The organism is Blautia sp. HA9023 (assembly GCF_056504095.1).
In genome coordinates, this window is record NZ_JBWLUR010000010.1 from 1 (window position 1) to 17074 (window position 17074).

The 17074-nt window shown below is 45.0% G+C and carries 9 protein-coding genes and 3 rRNA genes; all 12 read right to left on the reverse strand.

Features of this window, described 5'->3' with window-relative positions; all coding sequences use genetic code 11:
* Positions 1-1453, reverse strand: a 23S ribosomal RNA gene (locus AC04Q6_RS15585); the annotation flags it as partial.
* Positions 1454-1896: 443 nt separating this feature from the next.
* A 5S ribosomal RNA gene (rrf, locus tag AC04Q6_RS15590) occupies positions 1897-2014 on the reverse strand.
* Positions 2015-2126: 112 nt separating this feature from the next.
* Positions 2127-3656: ribosomal RNA gene (locus AC04Q6_RS15595) — 16S ribosomal RNA — on the reverse strand.
* Between the two features lie 1453 nt (positions 3657-5109).
* Complete coding sequence (locus AC04Q6_RS15600; protein ID WP_021977603.1) at positions 5110-5343, reverse strand: hypothetical protein; 234 nt, start codon at positions 5341-5343, stop codon at positions 5110-5112.
* A gap of 89 nt (positions 5344-5432) precedes the next feature.
* Complete coding sequence (locus AC04Q6_RS15605) at positions 5433-7793, reverse strand: polysaccharide pyruvyl transferase family protein (protein ID WP_021977602.1); 2361 nt, start codon at positions 7791-7793, stop codon at positions 5433-5435.
* Positions 7790-9610 (reverse strand): glycosyltransferase, encoded by a 1821-nt coding sequence (locus AC04Q6_RS15610; protein ID WP_118170520.1) that lies wholly within the window; start codon positions 9608-9610, stop codon positions 7790-7792. Before AC04Q6_RS15610 ends, AC04Q6_RS15605 begins: the two co-directional genes overlap by 4 nt.
* On the reverse strand, positions 9603-11258 hold the full coding sequence (locus tag AC04Q6_RS15615; RefSeq protein ID WP_021977600.1) for a glycosyltransferase: 1656 nt from the start codon (positions 11256-11258) through the stop codon (positions 9603-9605). The genes AC04Q6_RS15610 and AC04Q6_RS15615 overlap by 8 nt, the downstream gene beginning before the upstream one ends.
* Positions 11248-12258, reverse strand: a complete 1011-nt coding sequence (locus tag AC04Q6_RS15620; protein ID WP_021977599.1) for a glycosyltransferase family 2 protein — start codon at positions 12256-12258, stop codon at positions 11248-11250. The genes AC04Q6_RS15615 and AC04Q6_RS15620 overlap by 11 nt, the downstream gene beginning before the upstream one ends.
* A 6-nt stretch (positions 12259-12264) precedes the next feature.
* Positions 12265-13635 carry a DNA repair protein RadA gene (radA, locus tag AC04Q6_RS15625; protein ID WP_021977598.1) on the reverse strand — a complete coding sequence of 457 codons (1371 nt, stop codon included), beginning with the start codon at positions 13633-13635 and terminating at the stop codon, positions 12265-12267.
* On the reverse strand, positions 13629-14042 hold the full coding sequence (locus tag AC04Q6_RS15630) for a hypothetical protein (protein WP_021977597.1): 414 nt from the start codon (positions 14040-14042) through the stop codon (positions 13629-13631). The genes radA and AC04Q6_RS15630 overlap by 7 nt, the downstream gene beginning before the upstream one ends.
* Positions 14043-14163: 121 nt before the next feature.
* Entirely contained in the window at positions 14164-16626 is a 2463-nt protein-coding gene (locus tag AC04Q6_RS15635; RefSeq protein WP_021977596.1) for an ATP-dependent Clp protease ATP-binding subunit, read from the reverse strand.
* Positions 16627-16637: 11 nt separating this feature from the next.
* Positions 16638-17015: a GntR family transcriptional regulator gene (locus tag AC04Q6_RS15640; RefSeq protein ID WP_021977595.1), complete on the reverse strand. Its 378-nt coding sequence runs from the start codon at positions 17013-17015 to the stop codon at positions 16638-16640.
* Between the last annotated feature and the right edge of the window lie 59 nt (positions 17016-17074).

Genomic DNA, 17074 nt, shown 5'->3' on the forward strand with positions numbered 1-17074 from the left:
TGTCCCCACAGTTCTGTTATACTGCAGTACAGGAATATCAACCTGTTGTCCATCGGCTACGGCTCCCGCCCTCACCTTAGGTCCCGACTCACCCAGGGCAGATCAGCTTTACCCTGGAAACCTTGGATATTCGGCCTAGAGGATTCCCACCTCTATCTCGCTACTCATTCCGGCATTCTCTCTTCCATATAGTCCACAGCTCCTTACGGTACTGCTTCTTCCCATATGCAATGCTCCTCTACCAATCCTTACGGATTCCTTAGTTTCGGTGGCGCGTTTCAGCCCCGGACATTTTCGGCGCAGGACCTCTCGACCAGTGAGCTATTACGCACTCTTTGAATGTATGGCTGCTTCTGAGCCAACATCCTGGTTGTCTTCGAAATCCCACATCCTTTTCCACTTAACGCGCACTTTGGGACCTTAACTGTAGGTCTGGGCTCTTTCCCTTTTGACCGCCCAACTTATCTCGTGCAGTCTGACTCCCGGTGATATCTACACGGCATTCGGAGTTTGATATTCTTCGGTAGGCTTTGACGCCCCCTAGGAAATTCAGTGCTCTACCTCCGCAAGACTCACACCGAGGCTAGCCCTAAAGCTATTTCGAGGAGAACCAGCTATCTCCGGGTTCGATTGGAATTTCTCCCCTATCCACACCTCATCCCCACCCTTTTCAACGGATGTGGGTTCGGTCCTCCACTACCTCTTACGGCAGCTTCAACCTGGACATGGATAGATCACCCGGTTTCGGGTCTACTCCTACTGACTCTGGCCCTGTTAAGACTTGGTTTCCCTTCGGCTCCATCCCTTGAGGACTTAACCTTGCCAGTAAGCGTAACTCGCCGGACCGTTCTACAAAAAGTACGCGGTTGTGCTCATATGGCACTTCCACAGCTTGTAGACACAGGGTTTCAGGTTCTCTTTCACTCCCCTCCCGGGGTCCTTTTCACCTTTCCTTCACAGTACTATGCGCTATCGGTCACTAAGTAGTATTTAGCCTTAGGGGGTGGTCCCCCTTACTTCCCACAAGGTTCCTCGTGTCTCGTGGTACTCCGGATCCTGCTCAGTCAGCTTGGTTTTCACGTACGGGGCTTTCACCCTCTCTGGCCGGCTTTCCCAAAACCGTTCTGTTAACCTTACTGAATCTTAAATGCAGTCCATGACCCCGGCATGCACGCACACCGGTTTAGGCTCCTCCGCGTTCGCTCGCCGCTACTTACGGAATCGATGTTTCTTTCTTTTCCTCCGGGTACTTAGATGTTTCAGTTCCCCGGGTTCCCTTCCATACGTTATGGATTGGCGTATGGATGCATGAGGTCTTCTCATGCGGGTTTCCCCATTCAGACATCTCCGGATCACGGGATATTTGCTCCTCCCCGAAGCTTTTCGCAGCTTATCACGTCTTTCATCGGCTCTTAGTGCCAAGGCATCCGCCCTGTGCCCTTATTGCTTGACCTTTCGCTTCATCACCCTAGCGTAGGTGATGCGGTCTCTTGATTCTCGCGTTACTACCAGTAAGTGCACGATCGGATTTGAAAAGCTGTTGGAAGCTCGCTTCCATAAGGCTTTTTAAATTTGATCGTATATGCGACGCAGTCGCGGCTGAATGGATCGAAGATCCATGAAGCTCAGCACTTACGTCCGTAACGTATATGATGATTACTCTGTTCATAACAGATAAATCGATGTCTTCCTATCTTTGCGTTTGCATTAATTTCTTAATACTTTGCGTTTAAGGATATTTGATTAACTTAATCAAATCTCATGTATGCAGTTTTCAAGGTACAATGCTGACTGATGTTTTATCAGCCATTTAAAAAGAAAATATCTTTTCTTCTTAAATCACTGGTAAAACCAGCATCTATTCTCATCAGGATCTACGCCTGTTTTTCTTTTTTGATCTGGCGCCCACCTGCTCTCCCACACCGTCTCCAGTGCAGTACCATCGGCCGATTGGGTCTTAACCGTCGTGTTCGGGATGGGAACGGGTGTGTCCCCCAACCGCATCGGCACCAGAAATCTTTCAGCTTGATAGCTAAACAGTAAAACACATCTTGTTTCTCTACTTTTTCCGTTTTAGTTGGATTGATTCAGCCGTTTGCACAGCCTACTGTATCCAATTTCCTTAGAAAGGAGGTGATCCAGCCGCACCTTCCGATACGGCTACCTTGTTACGACTTCACCCCAGTCATCGGTCCCGCCTTCGGCAGCTCCCTCCTTACGGTTAGGTCACTGACTTCGGGCGTTACTGACTCCCATGGTGTGACGGGCGGTGTGTACAAGACCCGGGAACGTATTCACCGCGGCATTCTGATCCGCGATTACTAGCGATTCCAGCTTCGTGTAGTCGGGTTGCAGACTACAGTCCGAACTGGGACGTTATTTTTGGGATTTGCCCACCCTCGCGGGTTCGCTTCCCTTTGTTTACGCCATTGTAGCACGTGTGTAGCCCAAATCATAAGGGGCATGATGATTTGACGTCATCCCCGCCTTCCTCCAGGTTATCCCTGGCAGTCTCCTCAGAGTGCCCACCTTAAATGCTGGCTACTGGGGATAGGGGTTGCGCTCGTTGCGGGACTTAACCCAACATCTCACGACACGAGCTGACGACAACCATGCACCACCTGTCTCCTCTGCCCCGAAGGGAAGGAACGGTTAAGTTCCGGTCAGAGGGATGTCAAGACTTGGTAAGGTTCTTCGCGTTGCTTCGAATTAAACCACATGCTCCACCGCTTGTGCGGGTCCCCGTCAATTCCTTTGAGTTTCATTCTTGCGAACGTACTCCCCAGGTGGAATGCTTAATGCGTTTGCGGCGGCACCGAATGACTTTGTCACCCGACACCTAGCATTCATCGTTTACCGCGTGGACTACCAGGGTATCTAATCCTGTTTGCTCCCCACGCTTTCGAGCCTCAACGTCAGTTACCGTCCAGTAAGCCGCCTTCGCCACTGGTGTTCCTCCTAATATCTACGCATTTCACCGCTACACTAGGAATTCCGCTTACCTCTCCGGCACTCAAGACGGGCAGTTTCCAATGCAGTCCCGGGGTTGAGCCCCAGCCTTTCACATCAGACTTGTCCATCCGTCTACGCTCCCTTTACACCCAGTAAATCCGGATAACGCTTGCCCCCTACGTATTACCGCGGCTGCTGGCACGTAGTTAGCCGGGGCTTCTTAGTCAGGTACCGTCATTTTCTTCCCTGCTGATAGAAGTTTACATACCGAGATACTTCTTCCTTCACGCGGCGTCGCTGCATCAGGGTTTCCCCCATTGTGCAATATTCCCCACTGCTGCCTCCCGTAGGAGTCTGGGCCGTGTCTCAGTCCCAATGTGGCCGTTCACCCTCTCAGGCCGGCTATGGATCGTCGCCTTGGTGGGCCGTTACCCCACCAACAAGCTAATCCAACGCGGGTCCATCTTATACCACCGGAGTTTTTCACACCGGACCATGCGGTCCTGTGCGCTTATGCGGTATTAGCAGTCATTTCTGACTGTTATCCCCCTGTACAAGGCAGGTTACCCACGCGTTACTCACCCGTCCGCCACTAGAAACCAGCTAAATCTGCCGAAGCTTCAATAAAAGGTTTCCCGTTCGACTTGCATGTGTTAAGCACGCCGCCAGCGTTCATCCTGAGCCAGGATCAAACTCTCTGATAAAATGTGTCAGCAATCCAGTGATGCTCGCATCAACTTGATTGCGGTTCACACTGATTAAGCCAGAGGCTTAAGAAGTGTTTGATTCGATCACTCAAGACAACCGTTTGGCTATCTCTCGTTTTTACTGCTTTTGGTTTGTTTAAACCGTTCTTTAAATGTAAAGAAATTTTCGAGAATCGTATGTGTTTCACTGTTTAGTTATCAAGGTTTGTTTTGTTCTGTCTCTCAGACAGCTCGTTTATTTTATCTCATCTCTTTTTGTTTGTCAAGTACTTTTTTCAAGTTTTTTCAAACATTTTTGAGTTAAGATTTTGTTGTCGTTTTGTTGACGACTTGGATACTTTATCATATCTTCTGTCTTTTGTCAACTGTGAATTTCATTTTTCTGAAATTCTTTTTAATTGTTTGTTTTTCTAAAACAATTATTTGCGACAGCTCAGTTATAATACCACTGGGAGTTATGGTTGTCAACCATAAAATTCAAATTTTTTTGGATTTTTTGGAAGTTTATCTTAAAGATGCAATTTTTCTTCTTCCATTCGCTGGTGGCGCTACGGCGGTCGCATTTTCAATGCGGTAAGTGCGAGGGAAGGCGATCTCAAAGTTCCGAAGCCCGAACGCCCTCCCTCGCGCTCCCACCCCGTTGGGCACGGAAAGAGTGTTACATCTTCGATGTGTAACACGGTTGACTTTTGTCTGTATGCTGCGGTATCCAGAGTGGGACGCTGTGCCGATCTGGGTTCCTGGATTCTTCGGCATTTATAGTGGAATGTTATACTGAGCTGGTTTCCGAATTCTTCAATATTTACAGTGGAACGTTATACTGAGCTGGTTTCCGAACTCTTCAATATTTACAATAGAGCGTTATACTGACCTGGTTTCCGAATTTTTCAATATTTACTGTGGAACGTTATACTGACCTGATTTCCAAACTCTTCAATATTTATAATGAATCGTTATGCCAATCCTTCTTCTGGGCTCTTCGGTATTTCAGCTAAGACGCTACGCCGATACAGCTACACTCCCACAATCCCAGGACAGGACGCCCCGCGTCCGCTTCCGTCCCCTATCCGGGTTTTATCTTTTTTCCTGCCGGCTGGAAGTGTCAGCCAGAGGGAGAGGATATCGGTTCGGGCTGTTGCGGAGGAGGGGTGATACAACTTAGGTCCCGGGAGAGGGCGTTATTGCGGCAGGGTCAGCTGTTTGAGCCAGCGGCGAGTTCTGGCCCTGCCGCAATGGTTTTAGCCATCTCACGGAACCTTAGTTGTATCCCCCGACGGAGTCCTTGCCCGGGCCGATATCCTCTCCCTCTGGCGTCCGGCTTTCTCCCCGAATCGATGCCACATCCCTCTGGCGTCCGGTATCCTATCCTGTCCGATATCTCCTTCCTCTGACGTACATTCCAGCCCAGAAAAAAAGAACGCCACCCCCGCGGCGTCCTTCCAACTCTCCTCTAATTCCCCCCAGAAATCTGCCTGAGCAGCTCAATATCACTAGCCTGAACCTTAATATTCGTAGTCAATTTCTCCCCCTCAGGACTAATATACGTCACCTCAAGAATACTCCCCTCACGAATCCCACGCTTTGAAACAGCACTGCAAAACGCCGGAAACTTCGGATGATTCTGTTTAAACGTATTCCAGGCATTCATAACCTTCATCATATTTCCAAAATTACCAATACCCATAAATAAACACTCCCTTTCACTATATACAGCCGCCATACCCAAAACGTACAGCGGCTGCCAAAACTCAATATAAAACTACATCACAAAAATTACTGTGCTCTCTTTTTGATATAATTCTTAACAATAGGTTTCACTCTATCCTGAATACCAGACGGCAGATGATAATAAACCCTGCGCAGGAAAGTCGGACGAGCCTGCACCGGAGCAGGACCCTCGATCTTTAATTTAATATCATCCTCGATCACCGGAGCAACCTTCACAGGAAACGCCTGATAAGTCTTAACTTCCTTCTCAGAGAACATCACCCCGTTAAGCCACTCATGGAAACGAACCTTCTCTGTTTCCATAATCCCATTAATCTCATTATAATCCGGATCCTGCAGAAACAGCTCATTCTTCATAATATCCAGAGGATTCGTCACCAAACGATTCTCAACATGGAACAGTTTTGTCAGAGAAGAAAATCTCGTCATACCCCTTTTCGCATTACCAATACCAGCAAACGGTTTACCATATATAAGCGCAAAACTCATACCATGGCAGGAATCTGTTAATACATAACTGCTGTTTTTAAAGTAGTAAATCCAATCCTGGAACGTAATATTCTCCAGAACCGTATCCATTCCCATTTTCTCTTTATTCTCCTGGAAATTCCATGGAGTTCCATCCAGAATATGCAATGTACGAAGACCCAACTTTTCTGACAGATACTTAATAACCTCTTTCTTCTCAGGAGTTGGATCCAAAATATAGGTAAGCATATAGGGTTCTGTCTCATTACGGTCAGATTCCGCCGCTATGTCATCATACACACTCTTATCTACCGCAAATACGGGATCCAAAACTCTGGTCGCATCTACACCAAATACCTTCTTCATCAGGCCAACTGCAGACTCCTCACGAACAGAAATTCCATCAAACCGTTTAAAATACTCACTGGCCATAATCCGCTCACGATCCGGTCGGAAATCACGATCATGTCCAAAGGAAGCGGATACCGCAATCTTCTTTTTCTCGTCACGAACAAAATCCATAAGAAAACTGTTTCCAAAATTGCGGGCAATACCATGATTCCATACCTGATCTGATCCAATAACAAAAGAATCACAGATATGGTTCAGCATATGCATCTCATTTAATCGATACCTTCTGCTCACATGGAAATGAGTATCTGCAAAAATACGGCTGTGATTACTCTTATCCAGCTCACGATCCTGGCCAACAAATCCCGGTTTATCGATCATAAGAGTAGACAAGCCCATCTTTTCCAGAATTTTAGACAGGCCATAATATGTCGCAATACTTCCGTAGTTACATCCAAACCACACGCCAAGAATACCTACATCATAACGGCCTTCCATACAATATTTAACCGCTTTATGCATGCTTGTGTAATCAAGCATTTCAAAAAATCTTCTTCTCTGGGAATGAACCTGCATTTTCTCACCAAAACGGTTTTTCTTGACAGCAGCTTCCAGCGGCGTTTTCTCAATGCGTTTTACACTGTCTTTAACAGACTCCAGAACTGCCGCTCCCTTTGCATTATTGGCCAGAACCAGAGAAGTACCACGTCCATCATTAAGATCTCTCTTATACAGGGAAATCCCCCAGAAATCACCCATTGTAAGATCTCCCTGACGCGGGAAAGAAGCATACTTGCAGCTCTCGCATGTTCTCCTTAAGAAAAGACTTCTTGTAAATCCCAGAACAAATGGGTCAAACTCTATTCCGCCTACATATTTCTTTCCGTTTTTAAATACAGCCTCACAGGTTGTACAATTATATCCATAGCGTTTTGTGCGGAAATGAAACTCTTTCAGATTTTCTTTACCAAATGTTTCGTCAACATAACGTTCAAATACTTTCTCAGATGGAGCACCATGACACATCAGGTCAACTGTAAGAAGATTTTCTTCTTCACCGCCAAGATAAGCTTTTAATCCAGCAACCTGACAAGGTGTTCCTGTAAAAAGCACCTTTTTACCTTTCCCAAGAAACTCTTTAACTTTTGGGAAAATATCTCTCAGGTCACTCTGGACATATTTGGAACCACGCATAGGAACAAACTCTTTTTCATTTGTAGCCACTGTATGGAATACCTTAAAATCCTCATCCATCACAACGCCACAGACAACTCCGCCCTGTGCAAATACAGAACGTGCAAGTACTGTAAAAAATCCGCCGGAACTGCTGTCTCTTCGAACGTTATCTTCCGCCCATACCGCATAACTTTCCGGTTCCGGAGCATTGCTCATATCTTTTGGACAGATGGATGGACAGATTTTTCTGCATTTTCCACATCCTGTACATTTTTCTTCGTCTACAACAGGATAGCGAAAGCCCTCTCTATCCTGTTCCATTGTAATTGCCCCGAAAGGACAACTGTAAACACACGCACTACAGCCATAGCACTCTGTTTTCTTTAAATCCCCTATATGTTTTACACTCATTTATCCATCTCCAAATATTTTCTCCAGAAACTTTCTGAAGTGAATTCTTTTCTGTGGTCTCTGTATTCTTTTTCAAGACGTACATGGATCTGCTTGTAACGACTGAAAAGTTTTCGTTCCCTGTTAAACAGTTCAAAGAATCTTTTCTTGTCCATCTCCCTGTACGCACCCATTTTCAGATGTGGATTAACCGCAAGAAGTCTTTTTCTGAAAAAGTATCTGTGCGGTGTATAATACCAGTCATAGGCAATCGGCACAGTTCCCTTTTTCAGCCATTTTTCTGGCCAGAAATGACCATTATAAGTAATTCTGTAGAGGAATGTCTCCAGTGATTTACGCGGAAGATCCTGTGCATAAACGCTGTATACTTTCGTCGGTGCTTCCGGGAAATTAGAAAGCGGCTCCATTTTCTCATTTTTCTGAGATTTTTCTTTCAGGAGCTTCTCCCCCTGATTCTTCATAAAGAATTTATATCCCTTCATATAATCCTCAACTGCATCCAGAAGAAGCTCTGCACCGTCATAATTAAAACGAAGCAGATTTACACGGACCAGCTTGCGGATACGGGTCATAATATCCGCATTCTGGCATACTCCGCTGGCAGCCTGAAGCATCAGGGTGTTTCTATGCACCTGATAAAATTCCATTGCGCCGTTGAACTTGTTGGTGAATCCCATATGCCAGATACAGATACCACTGAGTGTAATAAACTTCGCCTTGTTTCTAAGGCTGTATTCAACATCATCTCCACGTACAAATACCGGAAGAGGCAAATTATCTTTACGCACAAATTCCATAGGGATACAACAGTACCACCAGCCTGCATAAGCATTCTTCGGCTCATGGATCATCTCTTCACAGCGAAGAACATCTTCAATCTTTCGGGTATCTACCCTGTCTTTCAGTGGGCCATAAGTTCCCTCATGATCCATAAATCCTACATCTTCATACAGGAAATTCATCTGCTCATAGAAAAGCATCGCTCCACTGATAAAATGATGTTCATACTCCGGACGAATGATCTTCAGAAGATTATAAGTACGGATCAGACTCTCCGGAAGGATCATAACATCATCATCCATAAGAAGAACATGGGTCGGTTTTTCCTTATGATCCATCGCTTCCAGCATACCTCTTGTAAATCCGCCGGCTCCACCTACATTAAGGTTCGGATGTACCATTACGTGCTCTGTCTCAATCTCTTCTGCCGGAAGTGTACGGCCATTGTCTACCACATGGATCCACAAATTCTCTGCAAGGCTGTCATTACCCGCAAGGACGGTCTCTTTCAGAAGCTGAATGTTCGGAAGGATATAGTCTTCTTTCTTAAATGTTGTTGTACAGAGATGCAGTGATACATGACGCATCTGGTCTTCCTCAATCTCTGTGATATACTCACCACTATAGATTACACAAATACCATGTGTATGAATTTCGAAACCAGCCAGCATCAAATTGTTCTCCGGATATTCAAGACAGATCTCCTGTGCTTCTTCTGCTGAGATTTTTGCTCTGCGGAGAACTTTTCGGATATATTGTGTATCTTTCTTCTCATAACCTGTAAGAAGGATCTCCATTTCTCCTTTTACACGTAATCTCAGAATCAGTTTTTCTGCATATGTGTATGTTTTCCATTTTAAAAGAGAAATCGAGTTAAAATAGGTACAGAAATCAATTACCTGACCTGCTCCCAAAACAATCGTCTTATTCTCTCTGTCGTATACCGGACGGCTGCTTTTAAAGAACATCTCCCAGTATGCTTCCAGTCTGTCATTGTCGCAGAACAGGATATTCTGCAGTTTATAATTCTTACTCATCTTTATTAATCTCCAAATAATTATTCCAGAACTCTTCTGTTATTAATTTCTTCCAGTTCCTGCCGTAGCTCTCCCTGGCTCTTTCAAAGTACCTGTCTGTTTTTCTCAATGCCAGTAATAAATATATGCTCAGACGTATAGTTTCCGGCAGATTTTTGTCTGCTCTGAGACAAAAGCCTGCAGAGTCCTCATAAACAATATGTTTCTTTTTTGCCACAGTGTAAACGCTAACATTTGGTGTCGTGTAAAATACATTCTTTTCTTTTTTGTCCAGTTTTTCCAGTTTTGGAAGTCGACTGGCCACCTGTTTATGAATTTCCACTCCATCCGTGTTTTCCAGCCACTTTTCTCCCTTCAGGAAATCCAGCATAGCGCAGATATTCAGATAAATATAGTCATACCTTCCTCTTAAAAGATTTCCTGCCGTCCATTTGACAAGAAATTTTTTCCACTGGCGTTTATCCCAGTCATCATAATGGATTGCATTTAAGATCGCCATATTTCGAATATCATAATACTCTCCGATCTGAGGAAGTTTCTTGGTGACAGCTTCATGCCACACACCGATTCCATTGAGAGTCATCAGCTTACCCATACGAATTCCATATTCGATATCATCTCTGTGAATAAAAACAGGCAACGGAAGACCCTTTTCCCGGATTGCGGATACCGGTATACAGCAATACCACCAGCCACCATAATCCCAGTTCTGAGATTCCGTATTCTTAAGAAGAGCATCTCTCTTTCGCAGATCCATATTCTGGCCGCATCCCTGAATCCTTCCTCTGTTCCAGAAAGCTCCACATTCAAACTGTTTCCAGGGAATATCTCTTTCAATAAGGGAACCACCCAGCGGTGCATCCTGCCATTCTTTTTTTACGGAAGATAAAAACAGCATTGTTTTCGTCAGTACTTCCGGATTCAGGACAATATCATCATCCATGAGGATCACATGAGTAAATCCCGGGTCTTTCAAAGCTTCGATCATTCCTCTGGTAAAACCACCAGCACCGCCACAGTTTCGGTTTGGTACAAGATGAACCCAGTCCGGAACCATCTCCTCTGTCAGAGTATTTCCATTATCTATAAGAAAAATCCCCGGCCGTTCCTCCAGATCCATTCTGGAAATCCGTTCAAGATTACTGATAACTTCTTTTTCACGGCGGCAGGTACAGATCACCACTGCCGGCCGAACTGCCTGCTGCACTTCAACTGCCGACTGAAAATCAACATCATAAAGAACTCCGCCCTGCGCCAGTCCTTCTACGCAGATCCAGAAAGCTGCTATATTTTCAATAACATCTGACACTTCAAAAACTAGTTCGTTTTTAATATCTGCCGCAGTCCTGCTTTCTTTTTCTTCATCCACAACCGTTCTGCTTCCATCTATATGGCACAGCAACACCCGGCAGTTTCCTGAAACTGTAACTTTTATCCGCAATCCGTCCAGCTGTGCATACTGCGACCACTGTTTCGGGTAAAACCCGTTAAAATACGTAAACAGATCTGCTTTCTCATTTTCCGGTACGGATAATGATTTTTTTTCACCCTGCTGTACCTGAATTCCTCCCGTACCTTGATAATAAAGTCCGTAGTTTTCTTCTGCACAGTCCGGAAGCATCATTGTCTGCACTGTTCTATATTTCATTTAGTTTCTCCCTCAGTCTCATGATAAAGTGTCCCGGATAGTATAACAGATATCTGCTCTTTCTGATAGCCCATACAAATTTATTTTCGACTGAATTATAGATATTGGGATAACACTCACGAATTTTCCCATCCATTCTGCGCAGTCTGTGGCACATTTTCACAGAGCAGGGAAAACTCAGATAAATCTTGAAATGGCTGCTCAGAACATTGGCAATTCCCTTTTCAAGATACACAAGATACTCCCTGTCAGTTCCCTCTGATTCTTTTTTGCGATAGTACTTCAGAAGACTCTTCAGAACTTTCTCATGATTCCGGTGATTTTTACGCATTTTTTCCAGAGTCATACTCTGTCCCTGCCGTCCCAGTCTGTACATATATACAAACTCATCCAGAAATACGATAGTCCTGACTTCCGGGATCGGATACATGACAAACTCCACGTCTACATAATAACAGTTCTCATCGATCCGCATACCTGTTCTGCGGACCAGCTCTGTTCGTATGGTCATGGAATGCATTTTAACAAACGTTTTTTCCGCAACATCATGAAAATCGTATTTTCTGCCATATTCCACCCCCTGAAAAGGATGTCTGTTCTGAACACTTCTTTTTCCGGTCTGTTCATAGACCCAGAAAAAATTGGTCCACACAATATCTGCTTCTGCCTTTTCAAGATTTTCCACAAGTGTGACAAAGCCTTTTTCGTTTACCCAGTCATCACTGTCCAGCACTTTCACATATTCCCCAACTGCATTATCCATACCTGTGTTGATTGCAGATCCATGGCCCCCATTGGGCTTACTGATCACCCGGACGGAATATGGATGTGCTTTTGCATATTCCATCGCAATCTCTTCAGACCGGTCTGTTGAGCCGTCCAAAACTACCAGAATTTCTATTTTATCCAGAACTTCTTTAATCATCAGTGATTCCAGACATTGACGGATATATTTTTCCATATTGTAGACTGGAATAATTACTGACAAAACCTTTTTCATACTTTCTTACCTCATTATATATGAAATCGCATCACGGATTCCGGCAACATATACCAGTTGAATTCCCCTGATGCTCTCTGTAGCTGCCCGGTTCACCTCCGGCAGGATCACAGTTTCAAACCCCAGTTTCTTTGCTTCCTGCACCCGCTGACCAGCCATACTGACTGCCCTGACTTCGCCGCTCAGGCCAATCTCGCCAAAAACCATTACAGAATCAGGGATCACAATATCTTTTGCACTGGAAATGATTGCCAGACAGATTCCCAGATCAATAGCGGGCTCCGTCATCTTCATTCCTCCGGCAATATTCACATAAGCATCCGAAGCAGCAAGATGGATTCCTGCTTTCTTCTCCAGCACTGCCATAAGGAGATTTACACGATTAAAATCCGTACCAACTGCTGTTCTTCTCGGAATTCCAAAATTGCTCTGACACACCAGCGCCTGAATCTCCACCAGAATAGGCCTTGTTCCTTCCATGGAACATGCAACCACAGAACCGGATGCATTCTCCGGCCTTCCATTTAGCAGGAATTCTGAAGGATTCCTTACTTCTTCCAGACCTGTATTCTGCATTTCAAAAACTCCGATTTCATTAGTGGAGCCAAAACGGTTCTTCACCGCCCGCAGTATCCGGTAAGAGGCATGTCTGTCTCCCTCGAAATAAAGCACAGTATCTACCATATGCTCCAGCACACGGGGACCTGCTACATTTCCCTCTTTTGTCACGTGACCGACAATAAAAATGGATACGCCCATACCTTTTGCGATCTGCATCAGAACATTCGTGGATTCTCTTACCTGCGAAACGCTTCCCGGTGCAGACGTGATATCTTCATGAAACATGGTCTGAATAGAATCTACAACTGCCACATCCGGTTTCGTCCGTTCAATGATCTCACGGATATTCTCCAGATTAGTCTCACACAGAAGTTTCAGTTTATCATTAAAACTTCCAAGTCTGTCCGCCCGCAGCTTAATCTGGCGCAAAGATTCTTCACCGGAAATATATAATACAGACACGCCCTGTGAAGAAAGGTTCCTGCAAACCTGAAGCAGTAATGTAGACTTTCCGATTCCAGGATCTCCGCCCACTAAAACGAGGGAGCCAGGAACAATTCCTCCTCCCAGCACCCTGTCCAGTTCACCGATCCCACAACTTTGGCGTTCGTCAGCCGAAAGACTGATATCTCGCAAAATTACAGGTTCTGTCTTTTTCTGTGATATCTTTGCGTTGGAGGAAGCTGACTTCTTGGATGAAACAGTTTCCTCTACAAATGTATTCCATGCCTTACATGCCGGACACTGTCCCATCCATTTGGCTGATTCATATCCGCATTCCTGGCAGAAATATACTGTTTTTTTATTTTTTAGCATTTTACGATTTTTACTTCTGCTTTGGTGTTCGTATCCAGCTCAACGCTGAAAGAAAGCTTGCCGCCCAGGTTCGTAGTCATAGTACCTGTGCTTGCTCCATCAATAAATACCTGATATTCTGTCTCAGCCTCAAGCTCAACTGTGATCTGAGAATCCTCAAATCCCTGTACTTCAAAACTCATGGTTGTTCCATCCTGCTCAAGATGGAATACGCTTGTTCCCGGAACAGACTCATATACGAACATTCCATTGCGCTCAAGCTTGGTGATCTCCTTGTATGTTTTTACTTTATACATATCTCCCTGATACTGATAATCCGACAGTTTGGATTTCTGATTTAACTCATAATCTCCAAAACTGATAGTACCGTTATCTTCTGTACGGATCAATTCCTGTACCACTGCCATGATCTTATGTCCTCCTGAAATTCTTTTGTTGTATCATTACGATGATGTTAATTATAACTTATTTCTTTTCTTTTTGCCATAGGAAGTGAAAAAAATCTTATACTTTTCAAAAAACGGCTTTTTACTCCTGTGATTTCTGGGATACAAAACAGATTTTTTTATCTTTCACCTTTACCTGTACAGTATCTCCGGCTTTGATCCGGCCTTCCAGAATCTCTGTTGCCATCTCGTCTTCAATCTTCGTCTGAATTGCACGGCGAAGCGGTCTTGCGCCGTATTTGCTGTCAAAACCGGCATCCGCGATAAGATCTTTTGCCGCTCCTGTGACTTTCAATGTGATATTCAATTGTTCCTGACATCTTTTTTCCAGGTTTTTCAGAAGAATAGTGACAATCTTGCGGATATTTTCTTTATTAAGAGAATGGAATACCATGATCTCATCGATTCGATTGAGAAATTCCGGTTTGAACATCCTTCGTACTTCTTCCATTACTCCGGATTTCATCCTGTCATAATTCTGTTTTTCCGTGTCTCCGGACATAAATCCAAGATGTTTCGGTTCCATGATCATCTGTGCTCCGGCATTAGACGTCATAATAATGATCGTCTGTTTGAAATCCACTTTCCGACCATGGGCATCTGTAATATGCCCATCATCAAGCACCTGTAAAAGAATATTAAATACATCCGGGTGTGCCTTTTCGATCTCATCAAAAAGAATTACACTGTACGGATTTCTTCTGACTTTTTCACTGAGCTGTCCGCCTTCTTCATATCCTACATATCCTGGAGGAGAACCAATCATTTTAGATACACTGTGTTTTTCCATGTATTCAGACATATCCACACGGATCATTGCCTGTTCACTTCCAAACACTGCTTCTGCCAAAGCTTTGGAAAGTTCTGTCTTTCCAACCCCGGTAGGTCCCAGAAACAGGAAAGAGCCAATTGGTCTAGCCGGATCTTTCAGACCAACTCTGCCTCGTTTCACAGCCCGGGCAACTGCTGACACCGCTTCATCCTGACCGATCACTCGCTTTTTCAGAACTTTTTCAAGATTTGCCAGGCGTCGGGATTCCCCTTCTGTCAGACGCTGCACCGGGATTTTCGTCCAGTCAGATACAATATCTGCAACAGCCGCTTCTCCAACTACAGGAGATTTCCGCCTGTTTTTACGCTCAGCCTTTTTGCGGAGTTTTTCAAGCTCAGCCTCTACGCTGTTCTGTCTGGCCTGAGCCTTTCTGGCGCTTTCGAGGTCCGCGTTTACAACGGCCTGTTCTTTTTCTTTCAGGATCTCATGGATTTCTCTTTCCAGTTCTTCTGCTTCCGGGGACGGATGATATCCGGCAAGCTGAACCTTGGATGCCGCTTCATCAATAATATCAATCGCTTTATCCGGAAGGAACCGGTCATTGATATAACGGACTGACATTTTTACTGCGGCCTCCAGTGCTTCATCCTGAATTTCTACCCCATGATGTTTCTCATAATAAGGGCGCAGGCCTTTTAAGATTTCAATTGCTTCCTCTTCATCAGGCTCTTCCACCATAACCGGTTGGAATCGCCGTTCAAGTGCAGCATCTTTTTCGATATATTTACGATATTCCTCCAGAGTCGTCGCTCCGATCAGCTGGATCTCTCCCCTGGAAAGAGATGGTTTCAGGATATTGGACGCATCCAGAGCTCCCTCTGCTCCACCTGCCCCGATGATCGTATGGATCTCATCAATAAAAAGCAGGATATTCTGCTGTTCTCTCACCTCATCAATGACATTACGGATACGTTCCTCAAACTCGCCTCTGTATTTACTTCCGGCTACCATTCCGGAAAGATCCAGAACCACTACTCTTTTATTCTTCACAGTATCCGGGACCATTCCGGTAACGATCCGCTGTGCAAGACCTTCTACAATAGCAGTTTTACCGACTCCCGGCTCTCCCGTCAGACATGGATTATTCTTGGTCCTTCTGCTTAAGATCTGGATCAGTCTGGCAATTTCCTTATCCCTTCCTACCACCGGATCAAGTTTACCTTCTTCTGCCATCTCTGTAAGATCACGGCTGTACTGATCGAGAGTCGGTGTGACACTGCCATTTCTTCCCCTGGAAGCTTTCACTGCCTGAAATTCTTCTGCAATAGCATCACTGTCCATCCCCATAGCTGTAAGAACTGCAGCATAAAGTTTCTGGATATTCGCTCCCATTGTATACAGCAGCCTTGTACCTACACAGTCTGTTTCCTTTAACATGGACAGCAGAAGATGCTCCGTACCTGCCTTTTCAAAATGCATGGCCTCCGCCTCTATATAGGCATTTTCCAAAACTCTTTTCGTCCTTGGGCTGAATCCCGGCTGCTGTGCAGTTAATGTATTTCCCGGCGGTGCGATCAGCTCGTCGATCAACGCCATAGTCTTATCCGCCTGGATTCCAAATTCTTCCAGCACTCTTCCGGCAGTTCCTTCTTTTTCTTCTACAAGCCCGACCAGCAGATGCTCCGTGCCAATATAACTATGTCCACAGGAGCTGGCTGCCTGTTTTGCCAGAGCAAGAACATTCTCTGCCTGTTTTGTATATCGTTCCTGCATGATGTCTCCTCCTATCTGTCTGTGTCATACTCGTCAAAAATCTCATCCACCAGCTGATGGACTTCTTCTCTTGTTACATTCTTACAACAGCCCCATGCCATTGCCACCGTCAGATTCTGTTTCATTTCTTCCAGTGCTCTGACTTTATCCGCATCAATGGAAATCACTGCACCCTTCCGTCTGTCGATGGTTACAAACCCTTCCTGCCGGAGCAGTGCATATGCTTTGTTTACTGTGTGCATGTTGATTCCCGCAATACTTGCAAGCTGCCGTACAGAAGGCAGAGCATCCCCCTCATGAAGCCTTGATGTAGCTATCCCCATTATAATCTGATTGGTGATCTGCATATAGATCGCCTCATCACTGTTAAAATCGATTTCTATCACCATCGGGTAAATCTCTCCTCTACAACAGCAAAAGGCTGCACAGTTTTATCCTGGCAGCCTGC